The organism is Caldimonas brevitalea (genome assembly GCF_001017435.1).
Taxonomy (GTDB): domain Bacteria; phylum Pseudomonadota; class Gammaproteobacteria; order Burkholderiales; family Burkholderiaceae_C; genus Caldimonas; species Caldimonas brevitalea.
On sequence record NZ_CP011371.1, the window covers coordinates 5,272,335 to 5,289,768 of the forward strand.

15 protein-coding genes are annotated in these 17,434 nt (G+C 67.7%); 2 read left to right on the top strand and 13 right to left on the bottom strand.

The features are described from left to right. The first annotated feature begins 307 nt into the window (after positions 1 to 307). A complete protein-coding gene (locus tag AAW51_RS22190; RefSeq protein WP_047196344.1) occupies positions 308 to 3,364 on the top strand; it encodes an Rne/Rng family ribonuclease in 3,057 nt (1,018 codons plus the stop codon). 390 nt (positions 3,365 to 3,754) lie between these two features. Beyond that, positions 3,755 to 4,504, top strand: coding sequence for an SDR family oxidoreductase (locus AAW51_RS29465; RefSeq protein WP_047196345.1), 750 nt, complete (start codon positions 3,755 to 3,757; stop codon positions 4,502 to 4,504). On the opposite strand, the gene AAW51_RS22200 is transcribed toward AAW51_RS29465, so the two are convergent. The 13 genes from AAW51_RS22200 to AAW51_RS22260 all read right to left on the bottom strand — a co-directional run bounded on the left by AAW51_RS22200 (position 4,385) and on the right by AAW51_RS22260 (position 17,431). Then, positions 4,385 to 5,392 (bottom strand): LysR family transcriptional regulator, encoded by a 1,008-nt coding sequence (locus AAW51_RS22200; RefSeq protein WP_053013849.1) that lies wholly within the window; start codon positions 5,390 to 5,392, stop codon positions 4,385 to 4,387. The genes AAW51_RS29465 and AAW51_RS22200 overlap by 120 nt on opposite strands. Positions 5,393 to 5,428: 36 nt before the next feature. Then, complete coding sequence (gene nagZ / locus AAW51_RS22205; protein ID WP_047196346.1) at positions 5,429 to 6,490, bottom strand: beta-N-acetylhexosaminidase; 1,062 nt, start codon at positions 6,488 to 6,490, stop codon at positions 5,429 to 5,431. A gap of 7 nt (positions 6,491 to 6,497) precedes the next feature. Further along, entirely contained in the window at positions 6,498 to 6,893 is a 396-nt protein-coding gene (gene acpS / locus AAW51_RS22210; RefSeq protein ID WP_047196347.1) for a holo-ACP synthase, read from the bottom strand. Continuing rightward, positions 6,890 to 7,687, bottom strand: coding sequence for a pyridoxine 5'-phosphate synthase (locus AAW51_RS22215; RefSeq protein WP_047196348.1), 798 nt, complete (start codon positions 7,685 to 7,687; stop codon positions 6,890 to 6,892). Before AAW51_RS22215 ends, acpS begins: the two co-directional genes overlap by 4 nt. Then, positions 7,684 to 8,469, bottom strand: a complete 786-nt coding sequence (recO, locus tag AAW51_RS22220; protein ID WP_047196349.1) for a DNA repair protein RecO — start codon at positions 8,467 to 8,469, stop codon at positions 7,684 to 7,686. Before recO ends, AAW51_RS22215 begins: the two co-directional genes overlap by 4 nt. Positions 8,470 to 8,497: 28 nt before the next feature. Then, positions 8,498 to 9,445, bottom strand: a complete 948-nt coding sequence (gene era / locus AAW51_RS22225) for a GTPase Era (protein ID WP_047196350.1) — start codon at positions 9,443 to 9,445, stop codon at positions 8,498 to 8,500. Positions 9,446 to 9,497: 52 nt separating this feature from the next. Beyond that, positions 9,498 to 10,184 (bottom strand): ribonuclease III, encoded by a 687-nt coding sequence (gene rnc, locus AAW51_RS22230; protein WP_047196351.1) that lies wholly within the window; start codon positions 10,182 to 10,184, stop codon positions 9,498 to 9,500. Between the two features lie 54 nt (positions 10,185 to 10,238). Further along, positions 10,239 to 10,601: a DUF4845 domain-containing protein gene (locus AAW51_RS22235; protein ID WP_047196352.1), complete on the bottom strand. Its 363-nt coding sequence runs from the start codon at positions 10,599 to 10,601 to the stop codon at positions 10,239 to 10,241. 67 nt (positions 10,602 to 10,668) lie between these two features. Then, complete coding sequence (gene lepB / locus AAW51_RS22240; RefSeq protein WP_047196353.1) at positions 10,669 to 11,634, bottom strand: signal peptidase I; 966 nt, start codon at positions 11,632 to 11,634, stop codon at positions 10,669 to 10,671. 103 nt (positions 11,635 to 11,737) lie between these two features. Beyond that, positions 11,738 to 13,546, bottom strand: coding sequence for a translation elongation factor 4 (gene lepA / locus AAW51_RS22245; protein ID WP_047196354.1), 1,809 nt, complete (start codon positions 13,544 to 13,546; stop codon positions 11,738 to 11,740). Positions 13,547 to 14,143: 597 nt separating this feature from the next. Next, entirely contained in the window at positions 14,144 to 15,646 is a 1,503-nt protein-coding gene (locus tag AAW51_RS22250) for a DegQ family serine endoprotease (RefSeq protein WP_047196355.1), read from the bottom strand. 57 nt (positions 15,647 to 15,703) lie between these two features. Beyond that, complete coding sequence (locus AAW51_RS22255) at positions 15,704 to 16,735, bottom strand: MucB/RseB C-terminal domain-containing protein (RefSeq protein WP_238947671.1); 1,032 nt, start codon at positions 16,733 to 16,735, stop codon at positions 15,704 to 15,706. Then, positions 16,736 to 17,431: a sigma-E factor negative regulatory protein gene (locus tag AAW51_RS22260; protein ID WP_157360007.1), complete on the bottom strand. Its 696-nt coding sequence runs from the start codon at positions 17,429 to 17,431 to the stop codon at positions 16,736 to 16,738. Between the last annotated feature and the right edge of the window lie 3 nt (positions 17,432 to 17,434).

The following is a 17,434-nucleotide window of genomic DNA, read 5'->3' on the forward strand; positions in this document are numbered from 1 at the left end:
GCGCTGCACCGCCGCGGATGTGACCCCGCGGCCGGTTTGCGCCTGGCCGCACGTGGCACGCCTGGTCGTGCACCACGCCGGGAAGGAGTCGGGGCGCATCAGGGCCGCCCTTCCCTCGAAGGGCGTGGTCATGCGGATGCATGCGCCAACGCTGTTCTCCTGATCTTGAAGATCAGAGCAGTCCAGGGCGATTCCTTTCGGTTCCACCTCGTTTCTCGTGCATCGATGAGTCGCCCCTGACAGTGATTGTCCGAGGCGACATGTTGGTATTGCCGCGACCGCAGATGTCGCCGGCAGGAGGAGCGCAATGAAACGCATGCTGATCAATGCGACGCAGCAGGAAGAGCGTCGCCTGGCTATCGTCGATGGCCAGAAACTGCTCGATTTCGAAACCGAAATCGAAGGACGGGAACAGCGCAAGGGCAACATCTACAAGGCGGTGGTCACCCGCGTAGAACCGTCGCTCGAGGCCTGTTTCGTCGACTACGGCGAGGAGCGCCACGGCTTTTTGCCCTTCAAGGAAATCTCCCGACAGTATTTCAAGGACGGCGTGGACGTCCGCAACGCCAAGATCTCCGACGCGATCAAGGAAGGCCAGGAACTGCTGGTCCAGGTCGAGAAGGAAGAGCGCGGCAACAAGGGCGCCGCCCTCACCACCTTCATCTCGCTGGCCGGCCGCTACCTGGTGCTGATGCCCAACAACCCCCGCGGCGGTGGTGTTTCTCGCCGCATCGAGGGTGAGGACCGTGAAGAACTGAAGGAAGCCCTCGACCAGCTCGATTACCCGAAGGGCATGAGCCTGATCGCCCGCACCGCAGGCATCGGCCGCAGCGTCGCCGAGCTGCAGTGGGACTTGAACTACATGCTGAAGCTGTGGACCGCCATCGACGGCGCAGCCCAGTCTCGCAAAGGCGCCTTCCTGATCTACCAGGAATCGTCGCTGGTGATCCGCGCGATCCGCGACTACTTCACCGCCGACATCGGCGAAATCCTGATCGACACCGACGACATCTACGATCAGGCCCAGCAGTTCATGAACCACGTGATGCCGGACAACTCCGGCCGCGTGAAACGCTACCGCGACGACGCGCCGCTGTTCAGCCGCTTCCAGATCGAGCACCAGATCGAAACGGCGTTCTCGCGCACCGTCAACCTGCCCTCGGGCGGCGCCATCGTGATCGACCACACCGAAGCGCTGGTGTCGATCGACGTCAACTCGGCGCGCGCGACCCGCGGCGGCGACATCGAGGAAACCGCCACCCGCACCAACCTGGAAGCAGCCGACGAGATCGCCCGCCAGATGCGGCTGCGCGACCTGGGCGGCCTGATCGTGGTGGACTTCATCGACATGGAAGAGTCGAAGAACCGCCGCGAGGTCGAAACCCGGCTGCGCGACGCGCTGCGCCAAGATCGCGCCCGCGTGCAGTTCAGCTCGATCTCCAAGTTCGGCCTGCTGGAGCTGTCGCGCCAGCGCCTGCGCCCGGCACTGAGCGAAGGCTCGCACATCACCTGCCCGCGCTGCAACGGCACCGGCCACATCCGCGACACCGAGTCGAGCGCGCTGCAGATCCTGCGCATGGTGCAGGAAGAGGCGATGAAGGAGAACACCTTCGCCGTCCACGTGCAAGTGCCGGTCGAGGTGACCTCCTTCCTGCTCAATGAAAAGCGGATGGAGATCAACAAGATCGAGTTCAAGCAGAGCGTGAAGGTGCTGCTGGTGCCCAATAAGCACCTGGAGACGCCCAACTACAAGCTCGAACGCCTGCGCCACGACGACCCGCGGGTCGAGAACCTGCAGGCCAGCTACTCGATGATCGAGGAGCCGGACGACGAGGTCGGCATCACCCGGCGCGAGAAGGCCAAGCCCAAGCAGGAACCGGTGATCAAGGGCCTGCTGCCCGAGCAGCCGGCGCCCCCGTCGCCGGCCAAGGAAGTGGCCCCGGCGCCGGCCCCTGTGGCCGCCGCACCGGTCACGACCGCGCCTGCCGCGGCGACGCGCCCGAGCGCTGCGGCGCCGGCCGCCGGCGGCGGCTTCTTCGGCTGGATCAAGAAGCTGTTCGGCGCACCGGCCGCGCCGGAACCGGCGCCGGCGCCCGTGCCGGCTCCCGTCGCCGCCCCGGCCGCGAAGGAAGCCCAGGACGGGCGCCGTCGCGGAGGTGGCGGTGAGGCGCGCGGCGAACGCGGCGGTGAGCGTGGCGAGGGCCGACGCGGCGGTGGCCGCGGTGGCCGCGAGAACGGACGCGAGGAAGGCGCGCGAGCCGAAGGCCGACGTGAAGGTCGCGAGGGCCGGGAAGGCCGTGACCGCAACCGCGACCAGCGTGGCAAGGCCGCGGGTGCCGATGTCGGCACCGCGATGCCGCTGGAGCTGAGCGGGGAGGCCGGCGCACGCAAGGAACGCCCGCCACGTGAACCGCGCGAGCCGCGTGAACCGCGCAACGTCGAGGCACGTGAAGGCGCTGCGCCGCAAGAGCCGCGTGGCCGCGGTGAGGGTCGCGGTGAGGGTCGCGGTGAAGGCCGCCGCGGGCCCCGCCCGGAACGCGAACTGCCGCCCGCGGCAGAGACCGTCGAGGCCGGCGAGGAGGGTTTTGCCGACACCGTGCCGCAAGACGGTGCCGTGGAAGCCGCCGGCGAGGCGCAGCGTGACGGACGCCGCCGCCGCCGCGGTGGCCGCGGCCGCCGTGAGCGAGATGCAGCGACCGAGAGCCAGGACCTGGGCGGCGAAAGCGCCGAAACCGGCGACACCACCGCCTTGCAGCCGGACAACGCCGGCCTGCTGGGCGAAACGCAAGTGGTGGACACCGGCGCCGCGGCCGAGCCGTTGAGCGCCGAGGCCGAAGCGGGCGGCGACGACACCGCCGCACGCGAAGGCGAAGGCCGCCGCCGCGGCCGTGGGCGCGACCGCTACCGTCGCGAGAAGCGCGAGCAGGACGGCACCGCACCGTCGGAGGTGGTGACCGAGGCCGAGGTCGTGGAAGGCGAACCGGCCGATCTGCAAGACGTCGCGCCCACCAGCCCTGCCCCCGCCGCAGAGCCGGCCGTGGTGCCGACCCCGGTGGCAGCGCCGGCGGTTGCTGCTGCGGCACCGCTGCCCGCGGTGGCGCCGCAGCGTCCGCAACCCTTCGTGCTGCCGCTGGCCGACCTGCAGAACGTCGCCGCGCAAGCGGGGCTGGAATGGGTCAACTCGGACGCCGAGAAGGTCCGTGCCGCCCAGGACAGCATCGCCCGCGAGCCCCAGCCGCCGCGCGTCCCGCGTGAGCGCAAGCCGGTCGTGACGGTCGACGAAGGCCCGCTGGTGCTGGTCGAAACCCGCACCGACCTGGCCCGCGTGACCCTGCCGTTCGAAACCGGCGCCGAGGTGCGCTGAACCCGGAAGGCGCCGGCCCCGGCGCCCGGTCCAGGCAAACGACAACGCCGCCGAAGGCTGACTTCGGCGGCGTTGTCATTTGAAGCGCGGCTGGCAGCCTCGCCATGCCGGGCAAGCGGGCGGTGCAAAGGCCGGCGCAGACCGACCTGCCGCGCACCGTGAAGCACGGCCCACCGCCGTCTGCAATACCTTTGCACGGGTGCCGCAGCCGCTTCGAGCAGCGGCGGGAGCGTGAACGCGCTCGACGGGCGGCCCACCCCGTCCGGCACACCTTTTTCGGCATCGCAAAACCCGAATCCGAGTTTCGTCATCTCCTGCTTTGCGCCTCGCCTCTCGGCGCCCAGACTGCTTGCCGTGACCCCGCAGGGGGCACGACGAAAGGAACTGGAGATGCAAGAGAGCACAGAAATGAAACAACGGACGCCCCAGCGCGTGCTGGTCGTCGGCGGCGGTTCGGGCATGGGCCGGGCCGTGGTGGCGCAATTGCTCGCGCGCGGTGATGCGGTGGTGGCCGCCGGCAGAAGCCGGCCGCGATTGAACACGCTACGCGAGGCGCTGGCCACGCCAGCGAGGCTGGACACGGAGACGGTCGACGTGACCCAGGAGCAAGACGTCGAGCGGCTGTTTCGCGGCATCGGCGAGCTTGATCACATCGTCTGCACCGCCGCCGACATCGCCGGCGCCTACGAACTGCTGCCACAGCTGAGCATGGCGGCGGTGGAACGTGTCGTCCGCTCCAAGCTGCTCGGCCCCTTGATGCTGGCCAAGCACGGAGCGCCGTGTCTACCGACCACCGGTTCCATCACCTTCACCTCCGGCATCGCGGCTTATCGGCCGGCCCCCAAAGGAGCGGCGGTTGCCGCGGCCAATGCGGGCCTGGAGGGCCTGGCCAAGGCGCTCGCCGTGGAACTGGGGCCCGTGCGGGTCAATGTGGTCTCGCCAGGCTGGGTCGACACCGGCATCTGGCAACACGTCGCCGGGGATGCCAAGCGCAGCGTGCTCGACGCCATGGCCGAGCGACTACCGGTGCGCAGGACCGGGCAGCCGTCCGACATCGCGCAGGCCATCCTGCACCTGCTCGACAACGGCTACATCTCGGGCACCGTTGTGCACGTGGACGGTGGGCACCGTCTGGCCTGACACCACCTCTCGCGCCGTTTGCAGAAACACCCGCAGCGCCGGGGCAGGTCGCCGCTGGCGGCGGGACACCATGAAGATCGGCACGGTCGCGAACCGATGATCGTCGAGCGGCACCAGCGCCAGACCTTGCGAGGCGCCAGGAAATGAAACGGCCAGGCGCGGCACGATCGACACGCCGGCGCCGGCGGCCACCAAGGCACGCGCGGCGGCGATGCTGCCGCTTTCCATGCCGACCTGCAGGGGTGATCCCGACGCGGCGGACACAGCGTCAAGCAGCCCTCGGTAGACGCACCCCCTGGCGGTGGCCACGACACGTTCACCCGCCAGATCCTGCGGCGACAAGGCGCTGCGTTGCGCCAGCCGGTGGTGTTGCGGCAGGATGACCACCGCTTCATCTTGGCCCACGCGCTCTGTCTCGAGTTCGGCGTCGTCGGCATGGCTGAAGAGAAAGGCGGCGTCGAGCGTGCCGCCCTTCACCCCCAGTCGCAACGCGACCGTGGCGTCGGTGTCCAGGACCAGCTGCACCTGGGGACACCGGCCGGCGAAGACCTCAGCGATACGCGGCAACACCGCGGCGCACAACGACTCCAGAGCGCCGACCCGGAGCTGGCCGCGCATCGCCTCGGCATGGGCAGCCACCGCGGCTTCCGCCTGGCGGCTCAGGTCGAGTAGCTCCTTCGCATAGTCGAGCAGCACCTCACCTGCCCCGGTGATGCGAAGACCGTCGCGCGTGCGCATGAACAGCTTGGCGCCGAGGTGCGCCTCCAGCGCGGACAACTGCTCCGACACGCTCGACGGCGACAGATGCACCAGCCCGGCCGCTCGCGTCAGGTTGCGCGTCTGGGCAATCGAGACGAACACCTGAAGCTGGCGGAGCTGGAGTGGCATGGCGCCGGGGGCCCAAGGGCAGAGCGGGCCGGCGGCTCAGGGCAGGCGGGCGAGTGCCTGCTGGTAGCGCGGCTGGTGCATCAGTTCGTCCCAGGTGTGCGGGGCGGTCTGGGGCAGCAGGTCGAGACGCCGCGCTTCGCTGTCGGCGCTGGCCTGCCAAAGGCCGTCGGCCAGGGCTTGCTCCAGCCCGTCGAGCAGTTCGTCGACACCCGCGCCGCCGTTGAGCGACTGGTTGCACAGCAGCACCAGGTCACAACCGGCATTGAGCGCGGCGATCGCACCCTCGACCGGCGTGCCCGCCACGGTCGCGCCCTGCATGCTCAGGTCGTCGCTGAAGATCACACCGGTGAAGCCGAGCCGCGTGCGCAGGATGTCTTGCAGCCAGCGGTCGGAAAAACCGGCCGGCTGGGCGTCGACCTTGGGGTAGATCACGTGCGCCGGCATCACCGCGGCCAGCGAAGTGCTGAGCCACTCGTAGGGCTTGGCGTCGTCGGCGAGGATGTCCTTGAGCGAGCGCTTGTCGACCGGCACGTCGACATGCGAGTCGGCCGCCACGTACCCGTGCCCCGGGAAGTGCTTCCCGCAGGCCTGCATGCCGGCCAGCAACAGCCCTTGCATCACGCTCTTCGCCAGCATCGTCACGACCCGGGCGTCACGATGGAAGGCGCGGTCGCCGATGACACCGCTAGGGCCGTGGTCGAGGTCGAGCACCGGCGTGAAGCTGAAATCGACACCGCAGGCCCGCAGTTCGGCGGCCAGGATGTAACCGCATGCGGTGGCGGCGTCGGTCGCCAGCAGCGCATCCTGCATCCACAACTCACCGAGTGCGCGCATCGGCGGCAAATGGGTGAAACCGTCGGTCTTGAAGCGCTGCACCCGGCCGCCTTCATGGTCGACGCAGATCAACACGTCAGGCCGGATCGACTTGATCTCGGCGCACAGCTCGGTGAGCTGCTGGCGGCTCTCCCAATTGCGGGCGAACAGGATCAGGCCGCCGGTGAGGGGGTGCTGCAGCCGGCGGCGGTCGTCGTCGTCCAGTCGGGTGCCGGCGATGTCGAGCACGACGGCGGCATGGTCGGTACGCTGGGATGCATCCATAACAGGTTCAGTCTTTCGTTTCGACCACCACAAAACTGGCGGCATAGTCGGATTCGTCGGTCACGCTGAGATGCGCGCGCAGGCCGCGCTCGTCGAACCAGGCGGCGAGCTGGCGGTGCAAGCGGATCTCGGGCTTGCCGCTCGGCGCCTTGACCACCTCGCAGTCGCGCCAGGTCATCGGCATGCGCATGCCCATGCCGATCGCCTTCGAGAAAGCCTCCTTGGCCGAGAACCGGGTCGCCAGGTAGCGCAAGCCGCGCGCCGGCACCCGGGCGAGGCGCTCGCGGAACACGCTCATTTCGTGCGGGCCGAGCACCTTGGCCGCAAAACGTTCGCCGTGACGGGCGTAGGCCGCTTCGATACGGCGGATGTCGCAGATGTCCGTGCCGATGCCGTAGATCATGCGCCCTGGTTCCTCGCCAGCACCGCCTCGGCCTTGAAGTCGCCGATCGCCTGGCGCAGCCCGACGAACACGGCATGGCCGATCAGCGCATGGCCGATGTGCAGCTCGGTGACCTCGTGCAGCGCGGCCACCGCATAGGTGCTGCTGGCAAAGGGGTGCGGCGCCGGCCGGTCCCACACCGCCAGGCCGTGGCCGGCGTTGGTCTGCAGGCCGGCGGCGCGGCCCCGGCGCAGCCCGTCCTGCAGCCGCTGCAGCTCGGCCGCCATGCGCACCCGGTCTTGCGCCCACCAGGCCTCGGCATAGGCGCCGGTGTGCAGCTCGACGCAGGACGCGCCGGCAGCGGCGCTGGCTTCGATCTGGCGCTCGTCCGCGTTGATGAACAGCGACACGCGGCAACCCGCCGCAGCCAGGCGCGCGCAGGCGTCCTGGATGCGGGCGAACTGCCCGGCGACGTCGAGCCCGCCCTCGGTCGTGACCTCCTGGCGCCGCTCGGGCACCAGGCAAACGTGCTCGGGCCGCACCCGCTCGATGATGCCGATCATCTCGTCGGTGACGGCGGCCTCGAAGTTCAGCGGCACCTGCAATGCCGCCTTCAGCCGGGTCACGTCGTCGTCGCGGATGTGACGACGGTCTTCGCGCAGGTGGAAGGTGATGATGTCGGCCCCCGCCTCGACCGCCAGCTGCGCGGCGGCCACCGGGTCAGGGAACTGCCCGCCGCGCGCGTTGCGCAAGGTGGCGACATGGTCGATGTTGACGCCGAGCAGTGGCGCGTTCGGGGGACCGGCGAAGATCATTTTTGCTGGAGCTCCATCATCAGTTGCCGCGTGCGCAGCACCGGCGTGCCCAGATGATAGTGAAGCAGCGGCCGCAACACGCTTTTCAACTCGGGCAGGGACGCGGCGCAGGCCTGCTGCATCGCCTCGAGCGAGCCGCTGTCGAGCGCCGCGTCGAGCGCCATCAAGGTGGCGCCGCGCAGGGCCGGCTCGCCAGCGCGCGCCAGCCGGACGCCGGCTTCGCCGTGCAAAGCGTAGGCTGCCCCGGGCTGCAACGGCTCGACCGTGAGGGTGACCAGGCCCAGTTCGGGCAGCACGCCGATCTCGCGCAGCAAGGTCAGCTCGAACGCGCGCAGCGCGGCCTGGACGACCGTTTCGTCGTCGGCCGCCAGGCCGGGCAGCGTCGCGGCATAGGCGTCGAACAGCCGCGGATGGGCGTCGGCGCGGGCCAGCAGCTTCATCAGCAGTTCGTTCAGGTAGAAACCGGTCAGCAGCGCCGCGCCGGTCAGCATTGCCGTGCCGCCCGCCCATTCCGCGGCCTTGAGGGTGTGGACCTCGGCGCCGCCTTCTTCGCGGCTGCTGAAGCTCGCGCTGACGCGCTGGAACGGCAGCAACACGGCGCGCAGTTGCGAATACGGCCGCTTGGCGCCTTTGGCGACCACCGCGACCCGGCCGTGCGCCCGGGTGAACAGATCGAGGATCAGGCTCGATTCGCTCCAGTCGTAGCGGTGCAACACGTAGGCCGGCTCGGCCGCCACGCGGAACCCGGGGCGAGGTGCGCTGCGCGGCCGGCTCGACGCCATCGTTCAGACCCGCCGCAGCGCCCGCGGCTCACTCATAGCCATAGCTGCGCAGGCGCTGCTCGTCGTCGGCCCAGCCTGAGCGGACCTTGACGAACAGTTCGAGAAAGACTTTCGCGTCCATCAGCTTCTCGAGTTCCTGGCGGGCTTCGGTGCCGATGCGCTTCAGGCGCTCGCCGCCTTCGCCGATCACCATGCCCTTGTGGGCATCGCGCTCGACGACGATGGTGGCCGCGATGCGCCGCAGCAACCCCTCTTCCTCGAACTTGTCGATCACGACGGTCGATGTGTAGGGCAGTTCGTCACCGGTGAGGCGGAACAGCTTTTCACGCACGATTTCGCTGGCGAGGAAGCGCTCGCTGCGATCGGTGAGGGCTTCCTCGTCGTACCACCAGCCTTGCTCGGGCAGGTAGGGCCGCACGATGTCGAGCAGGCGCCGCACGTCCTCCGGGCGCTTGGCCGTGAGCGGCACGAATTCGGCGAACGGATGGCGCTCCTGCATGCCCTTGAGCCACGGCGCCAGCTCGGCCCGGCGCACCACCTTGTCGAGCTTGTTGGCGACCAGGATGACCGGTTTGCCCTCGGGCACCAGGGCCAGCACCTTGGCGTCGTCGAGCCCGAACCGGCCGGCCTCGACGACGAACAGCACCACGTCGACGTCGCCCAGCGAGGCGAGCACCGTGCGGTTGAGGGTGCGGTTGAGCGCGTTGCCGTGGCGGGTCTGGAAGCCGGGTGTGTCGACGAACACATATTGGGCGTCGCCGGCGGTGCGGATGCCGGTGATGCGGTGGCGGGTGGTCTGCGCCTTGCGCGACGTGATGCTGACTTTCTGCCCCACCAGGGCATTCAGTAGCGTCGACTTGCCCACGTTGGGCCGTCCGACGATGGCGATCAGCCCGCACCGCTGGCCGTCGGCCTCCGGCACGGCGGGGTCGGGCGATTCGGCGTCGGGCGCCGGGGAAGATGTATCGACGTTCACGTTCGAGGGTCCATGGCAGCCGGGGCTGCGTTTGCAAGGGGATCGGGAGGGCTCAGCGGGCCCCGGACGCCTTCAGTTTAGCGAGCACGGACTGTGCCGCCACCTGTTCTGCGGCGCGGCGGGAGGCACCCTCGCCGTTCTCGCTGATCTGCAGGGCCGGAACGGTGCAGCTGACCACGAATTGCTGCTGGTGTGCATGACCCCGTGTCGCCACGATGGCATAGCTCGGCACGGCCAGCTTGCGGGCTTGCAGCCATTCCTGCAACTCGGTTTTCGCGTCTTTGGCGCTGTTGCGCAAGTCCGGCTCGGTCAGCACCGGCGTGAACAAGCGCTGCACCACGGTGCGGGCGGCGTCGAAACCGCCGTCGAGGTAGATGGCGCCGAACACGGCTTCGACGGCATCGGCCAGGATCGACGGTCGCTGCGCCCCGCCGCTACGCGCCTCGCCTTCGCCGAGCCGCAAACAGGCGGGCAACTCCAGGCCCAGGGCGATGCGGTGTAGCGTGTCCTGCCTGACCAGGCTGGCGCGCACGCGCGACAGGTCCCCCTCGTCGGAGCCGGCAAAACGTTCGTAGAGGAGGCCGGCGATGGCCAGGCCCAGGACCGAGTCGCCGAGGAATTCAAGCCGTTCGTTGTGGTCGGCACCGAAGCTGCGGTGCGTCAGCGCCCGTGCCAGCAGCGCGGGGTGCCGGAAGCGGTAGTCGAGCCGTCGCTCGAGGGCTTTGATCAGGTCACTCACGTCGAATTCCAGCGCGCTGCAGCGGGGGCCAAGGCCGGCGACGCCGGCCGGCCGTCACTCGGAACGGCCCGAATACTTGATGACGAGGTAGACCGGGTCGAACAGCTTGACCTCGGCGTCGTAGGCGAAGCTGACCACCACGCGGTCGTTTTCCTTGGTCACGATCAGATCGCTGCCCGAAATCGACTGGATCGAATACTCGATCTGTTTCTGTCGGTCGAAGGCCGCGCGGATCTCGGGCACCGAGGTAGCGCCTTCCTGGGCCACCTTGTTCACGGCGCTCCGAATCGTCAAGTATTCGTTCACCGTCGGCAGCACCTTCATGGCCACCAGTGCCAGCATGCCGATGACGACGGCCCAGAACAACAGGCCCAGCAGGGAGACGCCGCGTTGGCGTGCCGGTGAAACATGCATCATCGTTGTGCTCCTCGAGCCTGTTGTACTTGTCGTGCTTGCGGTGAACCGCGGTGCGCCGCCGACCCGTTTACTTGAACCCACCAATACGGCCGAGATTACCCAAATTCATCCAGATCCAGAAGGCCTTGCCGACGATGTTCTCGTCCGGCACGAAGCCCCAGTACCGGGAATCCTGAGAATTGTCACGGTTATCGCCCATCACGAAGTAGTGACCGGCCGGCACTTTGCAGGTCACGCCCTCCGCCGTGTAGCTGCACTGGTCCCTGTACGGGAAGTCGTCGGCACCCACGATGAAGGGCGCCGCATCCTTGTTGGTCAGCACGCGGTGTTCGTTGCCGCCGAAGGTCTCGGAGAAATGCTGTGAGTAGCGGCGGCTGTCCTCGTCGTAGTACTCGCCCAGCGATTCGGTCGGCACCGGCTGGCCGTTGATGAACAAACGCTTGTTGAGGTAGGCCACTTGGTCGCCCGGCACGCCGACCACCCGCTTGATGTAGTCGATGCGGGTGTCCTTGGGGTAGCGGAACACCATCACGTCGCCGCGCTTGGGATCTTCGTTGGCGACGATCTTCTTGTTGATCACCGGCAGGCGCACGCCGTAGTGGTATTTGTTCACCAGGATCAGGTCGCCGACCAGCAGGGTGGGCACCATCGAGCCGGACGGAATCTTGAACGGCTCGAACAGGAAGGAGCGCAGCAGGAAGACGATGCAGATCACCGGGAACAGACCGGCGGTCCAGTCGAGCCACCAGGGCTGCATCAACAGGCGCTGCTTGGCTTCGTCGATGTTGCCGTCGACCTCGGCAATGCCCTGGCGCGCCAGGTCGTTGCGCCGCACCGCGTGATGGGTCTCGACCGAGGCCGCGGCACGCTCGCGGGCGGGCCGGAAGTGGAGGCGCTCGGCGAGCCAGTAAACCAGTGTCACGAGGGTCAGCACGAACAGCAGCAGCGAGAAATTGCCGTGCCATTCGCCCAGATACCAGCCGCCCAAGTAAACGATCAGGCAGGCATACAAAGCTGCAGTGAGCAGTCCCATCCAGGCTCCAGTAAGAGGGGAAATCAGATCGCGCGAGGCGACAGTATCTCAAGCAAGTGCCTCGGCCCGCCGCGCGGCGGGCGTGGGGCGGTGGCCCGCAGGCTCAGTCGTCGACTTGAAGGATGGCAAGAAAGGCTTCCTGCGGCACTTCGACGCTGCCGATTTGCTTCATCCGCTTCTTGCCCGCCTTTTGCTTCTCGAGCAGCTTGCGCTTGCGCGAGATGTCGCCCCCGTAGCATTTTGCCAGCACGTTCTTGCGCATCGCCTTGATGGTTTCGCGCGCGATGATGTTGGCACCGATGGCGGCCTGGATCGCCACGTCGAACATCTGCCGCGGGATCTGCTCGCGCATCTTGGCGGCCACCGCACGGCCGCGGTACTGGCTCTGGCCGCGGTGCACGATCAGCGACAAGGCGTCGACCCGGTCGCCGTTGATCAGGATGTCGACCTTCACGACGTCGGCGGCACGGTACTCCTTGAACTCGTAGTCCATCGACGCGTAGCCGCGCGAGACCGACTTCAGCTTGTCGAAGAAGTCGAGCACGATCTCGGCCAGCGGCAGCTCGTAGGTCAGCATCACCTGCCGGCCGTGATAGGCCATGTTCAGCTGCACCCCGCGCTTCTGGTTGGCCAGGGTCATCACCGGCCCGACGTAGTCCTGCGGCATGTAGAGGTGCACCGTGACGATGGGCTCGCGGATCTCGCGGATGCGGCCCAGGTCGGGCATCTTGGACGGGTTTTCGACCAGCACCACCTCGCCGCTGTTCAGCTCGACCTCATAGATCACGCTGGGGGCCGTGGTGATCAGGTCCTGGTCGAACTCGCGCTCGAGCCGCTCCTGCACGATTTCCATGTGCAGCAGGCCGAGGAAGCCGCACCGGAACCCGAAGCCGAGGGCCTGCGACACCTCGGGTTCGTAGCGCAGCGACGAGTCGTTGAGCTTGAGCTTTTCGAGCGCGTCGCGCAACTGGTCGTACTCGCTCGCCTCGGTCGGATAGAGGCCGGCGAACACCTGCGGCTGGATTTCCTTGAAGCCGGGCAGCGCCTCGGTCGCGCTGCCGAGGTTGTTCGGCAGCTTTTTCTCGAGCGTGATGGTGTCGCCGACCTTGGCCGCCTGCAACTCCTTGATACCGGCGATGATGAAGCCCACCTCGCCCGCCTTGAGCACCTCGCGCGACAGCGACTTGGGCGTGAACACGCCCAATTGCTCGGCGTTGTAGGCGGCATTGGTCGCCATCATCCTGATGCGCTCGCCCTTCTTGAGCTCGCCGTCGACGACCCGCACCAGCATCACGACACCGACATAGTTGTCGAACCAGGAGTCGATGATGACGGCGCGCAGCGGCGCATCGTAGCGGCCGCGCGGCGACGGCATGCGCGCGATGATGGCTTCGAGGATGTCGTCGATGCCCATGCCGGTCTTGGCCGAGCAGGGAATGGCGTCGCTGGCATCGATGCCGATGACGTCCTCGATTTCCTCCTTGGCGCGCTCCGGGTCGGCCTGCGGCAGGTCCATCTTGTTGAGCACTGGCACCACCTCCACGCCCAGCTCGAGGGCCGTGTAGCAGTTCGCGACCGTCTGCGCCTCGACCCCCTGGCTCGCGTCGACCACCAGCAATGCACCCTCGCACGCCGACAGGGAACGGCTCACTTCATAGCTGAAGTCGACGTGCCCCGGGGTGTCGATGAGGTTGAGGTTGTAGACCTGGCCGTCGCGCGCGGTGTATTGCAGCGCGGCCGTCTGGGCCTTGATCGTGATGCCGCGCTCGCGTTCGATGTCCATCGAGTCGAGCACCTGCGCCTCCATCTCGCGATCGCTCAGGCCGCCGCAGCGCTGGATCAAGCGGTCGGCCAGCGTGGACTTGCCGTGGTCGATGTGGGCGATGATGGAAAAGTTGCGAATGTGCTTCATGGGAACGATCGAGCGCTCATGTGAGCGTGTAGAGGCCACCGCGCCGTGGTGCCGTGGCGCCGCGCTGGGCCTGCGCGGCAGGCGGCCCGGGCCGCACTGGAGCGCGGCCCGGGCCTAAAAAAAAGGCGCGTCGAATCGGCGACGCGCCTTCCAACAAAAAGGTATGGCAACTGCTTTGTTGGACCTTCATTGTAGCCAAAACCCCTTCGGCGAGAACCGCGTGGCCCCTTGCGGGACCCTCGTTGCACTGTGCCAACAGCACAGTTTATCTACATCTTATCCACAGAGTTGTGTGGACTGCCTGGGGATAGTTGCAAAGCTGACCGACTCTTGAAGAGGGGACAGCGGAAAGCAGTTTGCGTCGTCCGTGATTTTATCGAAATGTACCTGGAATAGCGGCCCGTGCGAGCTTGATGTTAGCGGCCACAAACATACAACGACGGACTTATCAACACGACTTTTGTGTACCGGACGTTCCAGCGGTGTCTTGATATCGCGCGGCATTGCACCACGTGAAAAGACCCGACAACTTGCTAGGTTGCCGGGCCTCTTCTGGAGGACCGGCGGCCGTCGGAACGGTCGCCGGCCCCCCGCCGCTCAGCGTGCCGGGCGAATCACCGCGTACTGCGCCCACTCACCCCGCCGGAACAGGATGTTGAAGGGTTTGCTGCGGTCGATGCGGCTTAGGACCGCTTCGAACTGGCGTCCATCCTTCACCTCGGTGTTGCCGACGGCCAGGATCACGTCGCCTTCGCGCAGCCCGCCCCGGGCGGCCGGGCCTTCGGCCGACTCGACGCGCACGCCACCCTTGACGTTGAGTTCGCGTTGCTGCGCTTCGGTCAGGTCGGCCACCACCAGGCCGATGCTCTGCGCCGCGGCACCGCTGCTCGGGCCGCTGGCGCGCGGCTCGCCGCCTTGCGCTCGCCGCGGCCGATCGGGCTCGATCTCGGCCACGGTCACCGTCAGGTCACGGTAGCTGCCGCGACGGAACACCTGCAAGCCTAGCTTGCTGCCAGGCTTGCTGTTGCCGACGATGCGCGGCAAGTCGCCGGCCCGCTCGATCGTCTTGCCGTCGAAGCGGGTGATGATGTCGCCCGCTTCGATGCCGGCCTTCTCGGCCGGGCCGCCGGCCTCGACGCTGCGCACCAGCGCGCCGACCGATTTGCCCAGGCCCATCGATTCGGCCACTTCCTTGGTGACCTGGTCGATCTGCACCCCGATGCGGCCGCGGATCACACGACCGGTGGTGCGCAGTTGCTCGGCCACACGGGTCGCCTCGTCGATCGGGATCGCGAACGAAATGCCCATGAAGCCGCCGGAACGGCTGTAAATCTGCGAGTTGATGCCCACCACCTCGCCGCGCAGGTTGAGCAGCGGCCCGCCCGAGTTGCCCGGGTTGATCGCCACGTCGGTCTGGATGAACGGCAGGTAGTCGCCGGTGTCGCGTGCCTTGGCGCTGACGATGCCCGCGGTGACCGTGTTCTCAAGGCCGAACGGCGAGCCGATCGCCATCACCCATTCGCCCACACGGAGCTTGCCGACATCGCCGATGCGCACGGCCGGCAAGCCGGACGCGTCGATCTTGACCACCGCCACATCGGTGCGCTTGTCGGCGCCGATGATGCGCGCCTTGAACTCGCGCTTGTCGGTCAGGGTGACGTAGACCTCGTCGGCTCCCTCGACGACGTGGGCGTTGGTCATCACGAAACCGTCGGACGTGAGGATGAAGCCGGAGCCGACGCCGCGCGGCTGTTCTTCTTCCGGCCCGGGGCGCGGTTGGCGACGCGGGTCTTGTCGTGGGCCAGGCTGGCCCGGCATCGGGATGCCGAAGAAGCGCCGGAAGAACTCCTGCATCTCTTCGTCCATCGGTGGCCCGCCAGGCGTCTGCCCGGCGCGCACCTTTTCGGTGGTGCGGATGTTGACCACCGAGGGGCCGACGCGCTCCACCAGTTCAGTGAAGTCGGGCAGGTCGCGGCCTTGTTGCTGGGCGTGGCTGGTTGCGGGCAGCGCCAGCACGAAACTGGCGGCGGCCAGCATCGCGAGCAAGGCGTGGCGAAGCGAGGGCAACCGTCCACTTGTATGGATTTTGTTGGCAGTCATCAATCACCTCAAGGAAGCAGGCTGCGAAGAGGTCGCAGCAACCGGCGGAACGCGTGATTACTTCTTGCGTTCCAGGCCCTGCACGAACATGCGCAGGGTCGCGGGCGGGACTTCGCCGACGGCGGTGACCCACCAGTCGCCATGGCGGCGCGTGAGCGTTTGCGTCGCCCCCATGCTCATCAGCGTCTCGGTACCGTGGCGCCCGGCGTCATAGGGCTCGACGAAGATGGAAACATGGGCAAGCCCGTCGGAGAAGATGGTCTGCAGGAGCTGTGGCGGCGGCCCCCCGGGCGCGCTGGCGGCGCTCGCCCCGAGCGCGCGCTTGACGCAGTTGACGTGCCGGAAGCCGGCCACTTTCTGCTTGTAGACCCAACCTTCTTGTTCGTAGTCGGTCTTGCTGAGCGTGGGACGGTCGACCCGGTAGCCCTCGAGCCGCTTCATCGGCTGCACCACGGTCTCGGGCTGCGACTTGACGCCGATCGCCACGTCCGAGAAAGCCGACGACTCGAGCACTTCGGTGCCACGCCCCAGCACTTCGGCCCGCAACAGCAAGCCACTTTGTTTCTCGGACCAAAGGCGGTAGCCATAGCGGTAGTGATCGCGCGGCCGCACCAGCAGCACTTCGGCCTCATGCCCCGCGACACGCTCGCTGCCTTGCCTGTGCACTTCATAGTGGTCGGACAGGCGATCGCCGTCGGTGTGCAGCAGCGCCGGGAAGGTGCTGAGCGTCTCGCGGTGCTCGACCACCGCGACGCGTGGCCCCGGCCAGAGTGTCGCGACGAGGTCGTTGTGCCGATACACACGACGCATCTGGCCATCGAGCGATTCGATGCGTTCGAACTGGTTGGCGCCGTCACAGAAATGCGCGATGCGCGAACTCGCAACCTGGCCGCCGGCGCTGACCACAAACGTGCCTTGGAAGTTGCGCCGCTGGGCTGCCTCGTGGATCCGCAACAACCAGTTGCGAACTTCGACCCGGTCGAGCGGTGCGTCGGTCGCGGCCTGGGCCAAGGCACCGAAGCTGATGAAAGCCATCATGCCCAGGCCCCACCAGGGGGCGAACCAGCGTCGCGCTTGCATGCCCATCATTCAGCGATTCTGGCCTTCGTAAGTCGCACTGCGCAGGAAGCCCGACGGCACGCCAAGCGCCGAACTGCCACCGAACTGCTTGTGGGCCGAGAGGTACTGATCGAGACGCGGGTCGCGCAACAGCCCGTGACCGACCGCAATTTCCGTCTCAGGTTGGGCCGGCGTCGAGGCCGCCACGGTCTGGAGCGGCGCGGCCACAACGCCCGGGGCGCCGGCCTGCACCATCTGGGGCGCACCGGTCAACGCACCACCCGGCGTCGAGACCCGGGTCACGACCAGCACACCGGCCACCGCCATCACACCGGCCGCGGCCGCCATCGGGGCCACCCAGGAGCGCCGACGGACCGCGATCGGCGCGCCATTCGCAACCTGCACCGTCGCATCAGGCGCGTCGACACGCGCCGTGGACGGTGCCGGCGCCATCACCACGGCTTCCTGGGCCAGGCGCTCGCGCAAGCGGGCCAGGAACTTGTCGTCCTCGCCGTGCCCGCAGAGGTCGTCGGAGCGCATGACGTCTCCGATCAAGTGATAAACGTGCCAGGTTTCACAGGTGCCGGCCCGCACCGCCGCATCTTCTCGCCAGCCGCTCAGCGTACTGTGCAGCTCTTCGGCGCCGGCCTCGCCGTCCGACAAGGCCGACAGGCGCTCGCGCGCTTCCGCGCTCAGGCCACTCACACGCATTCCATCCGTCAACATTTG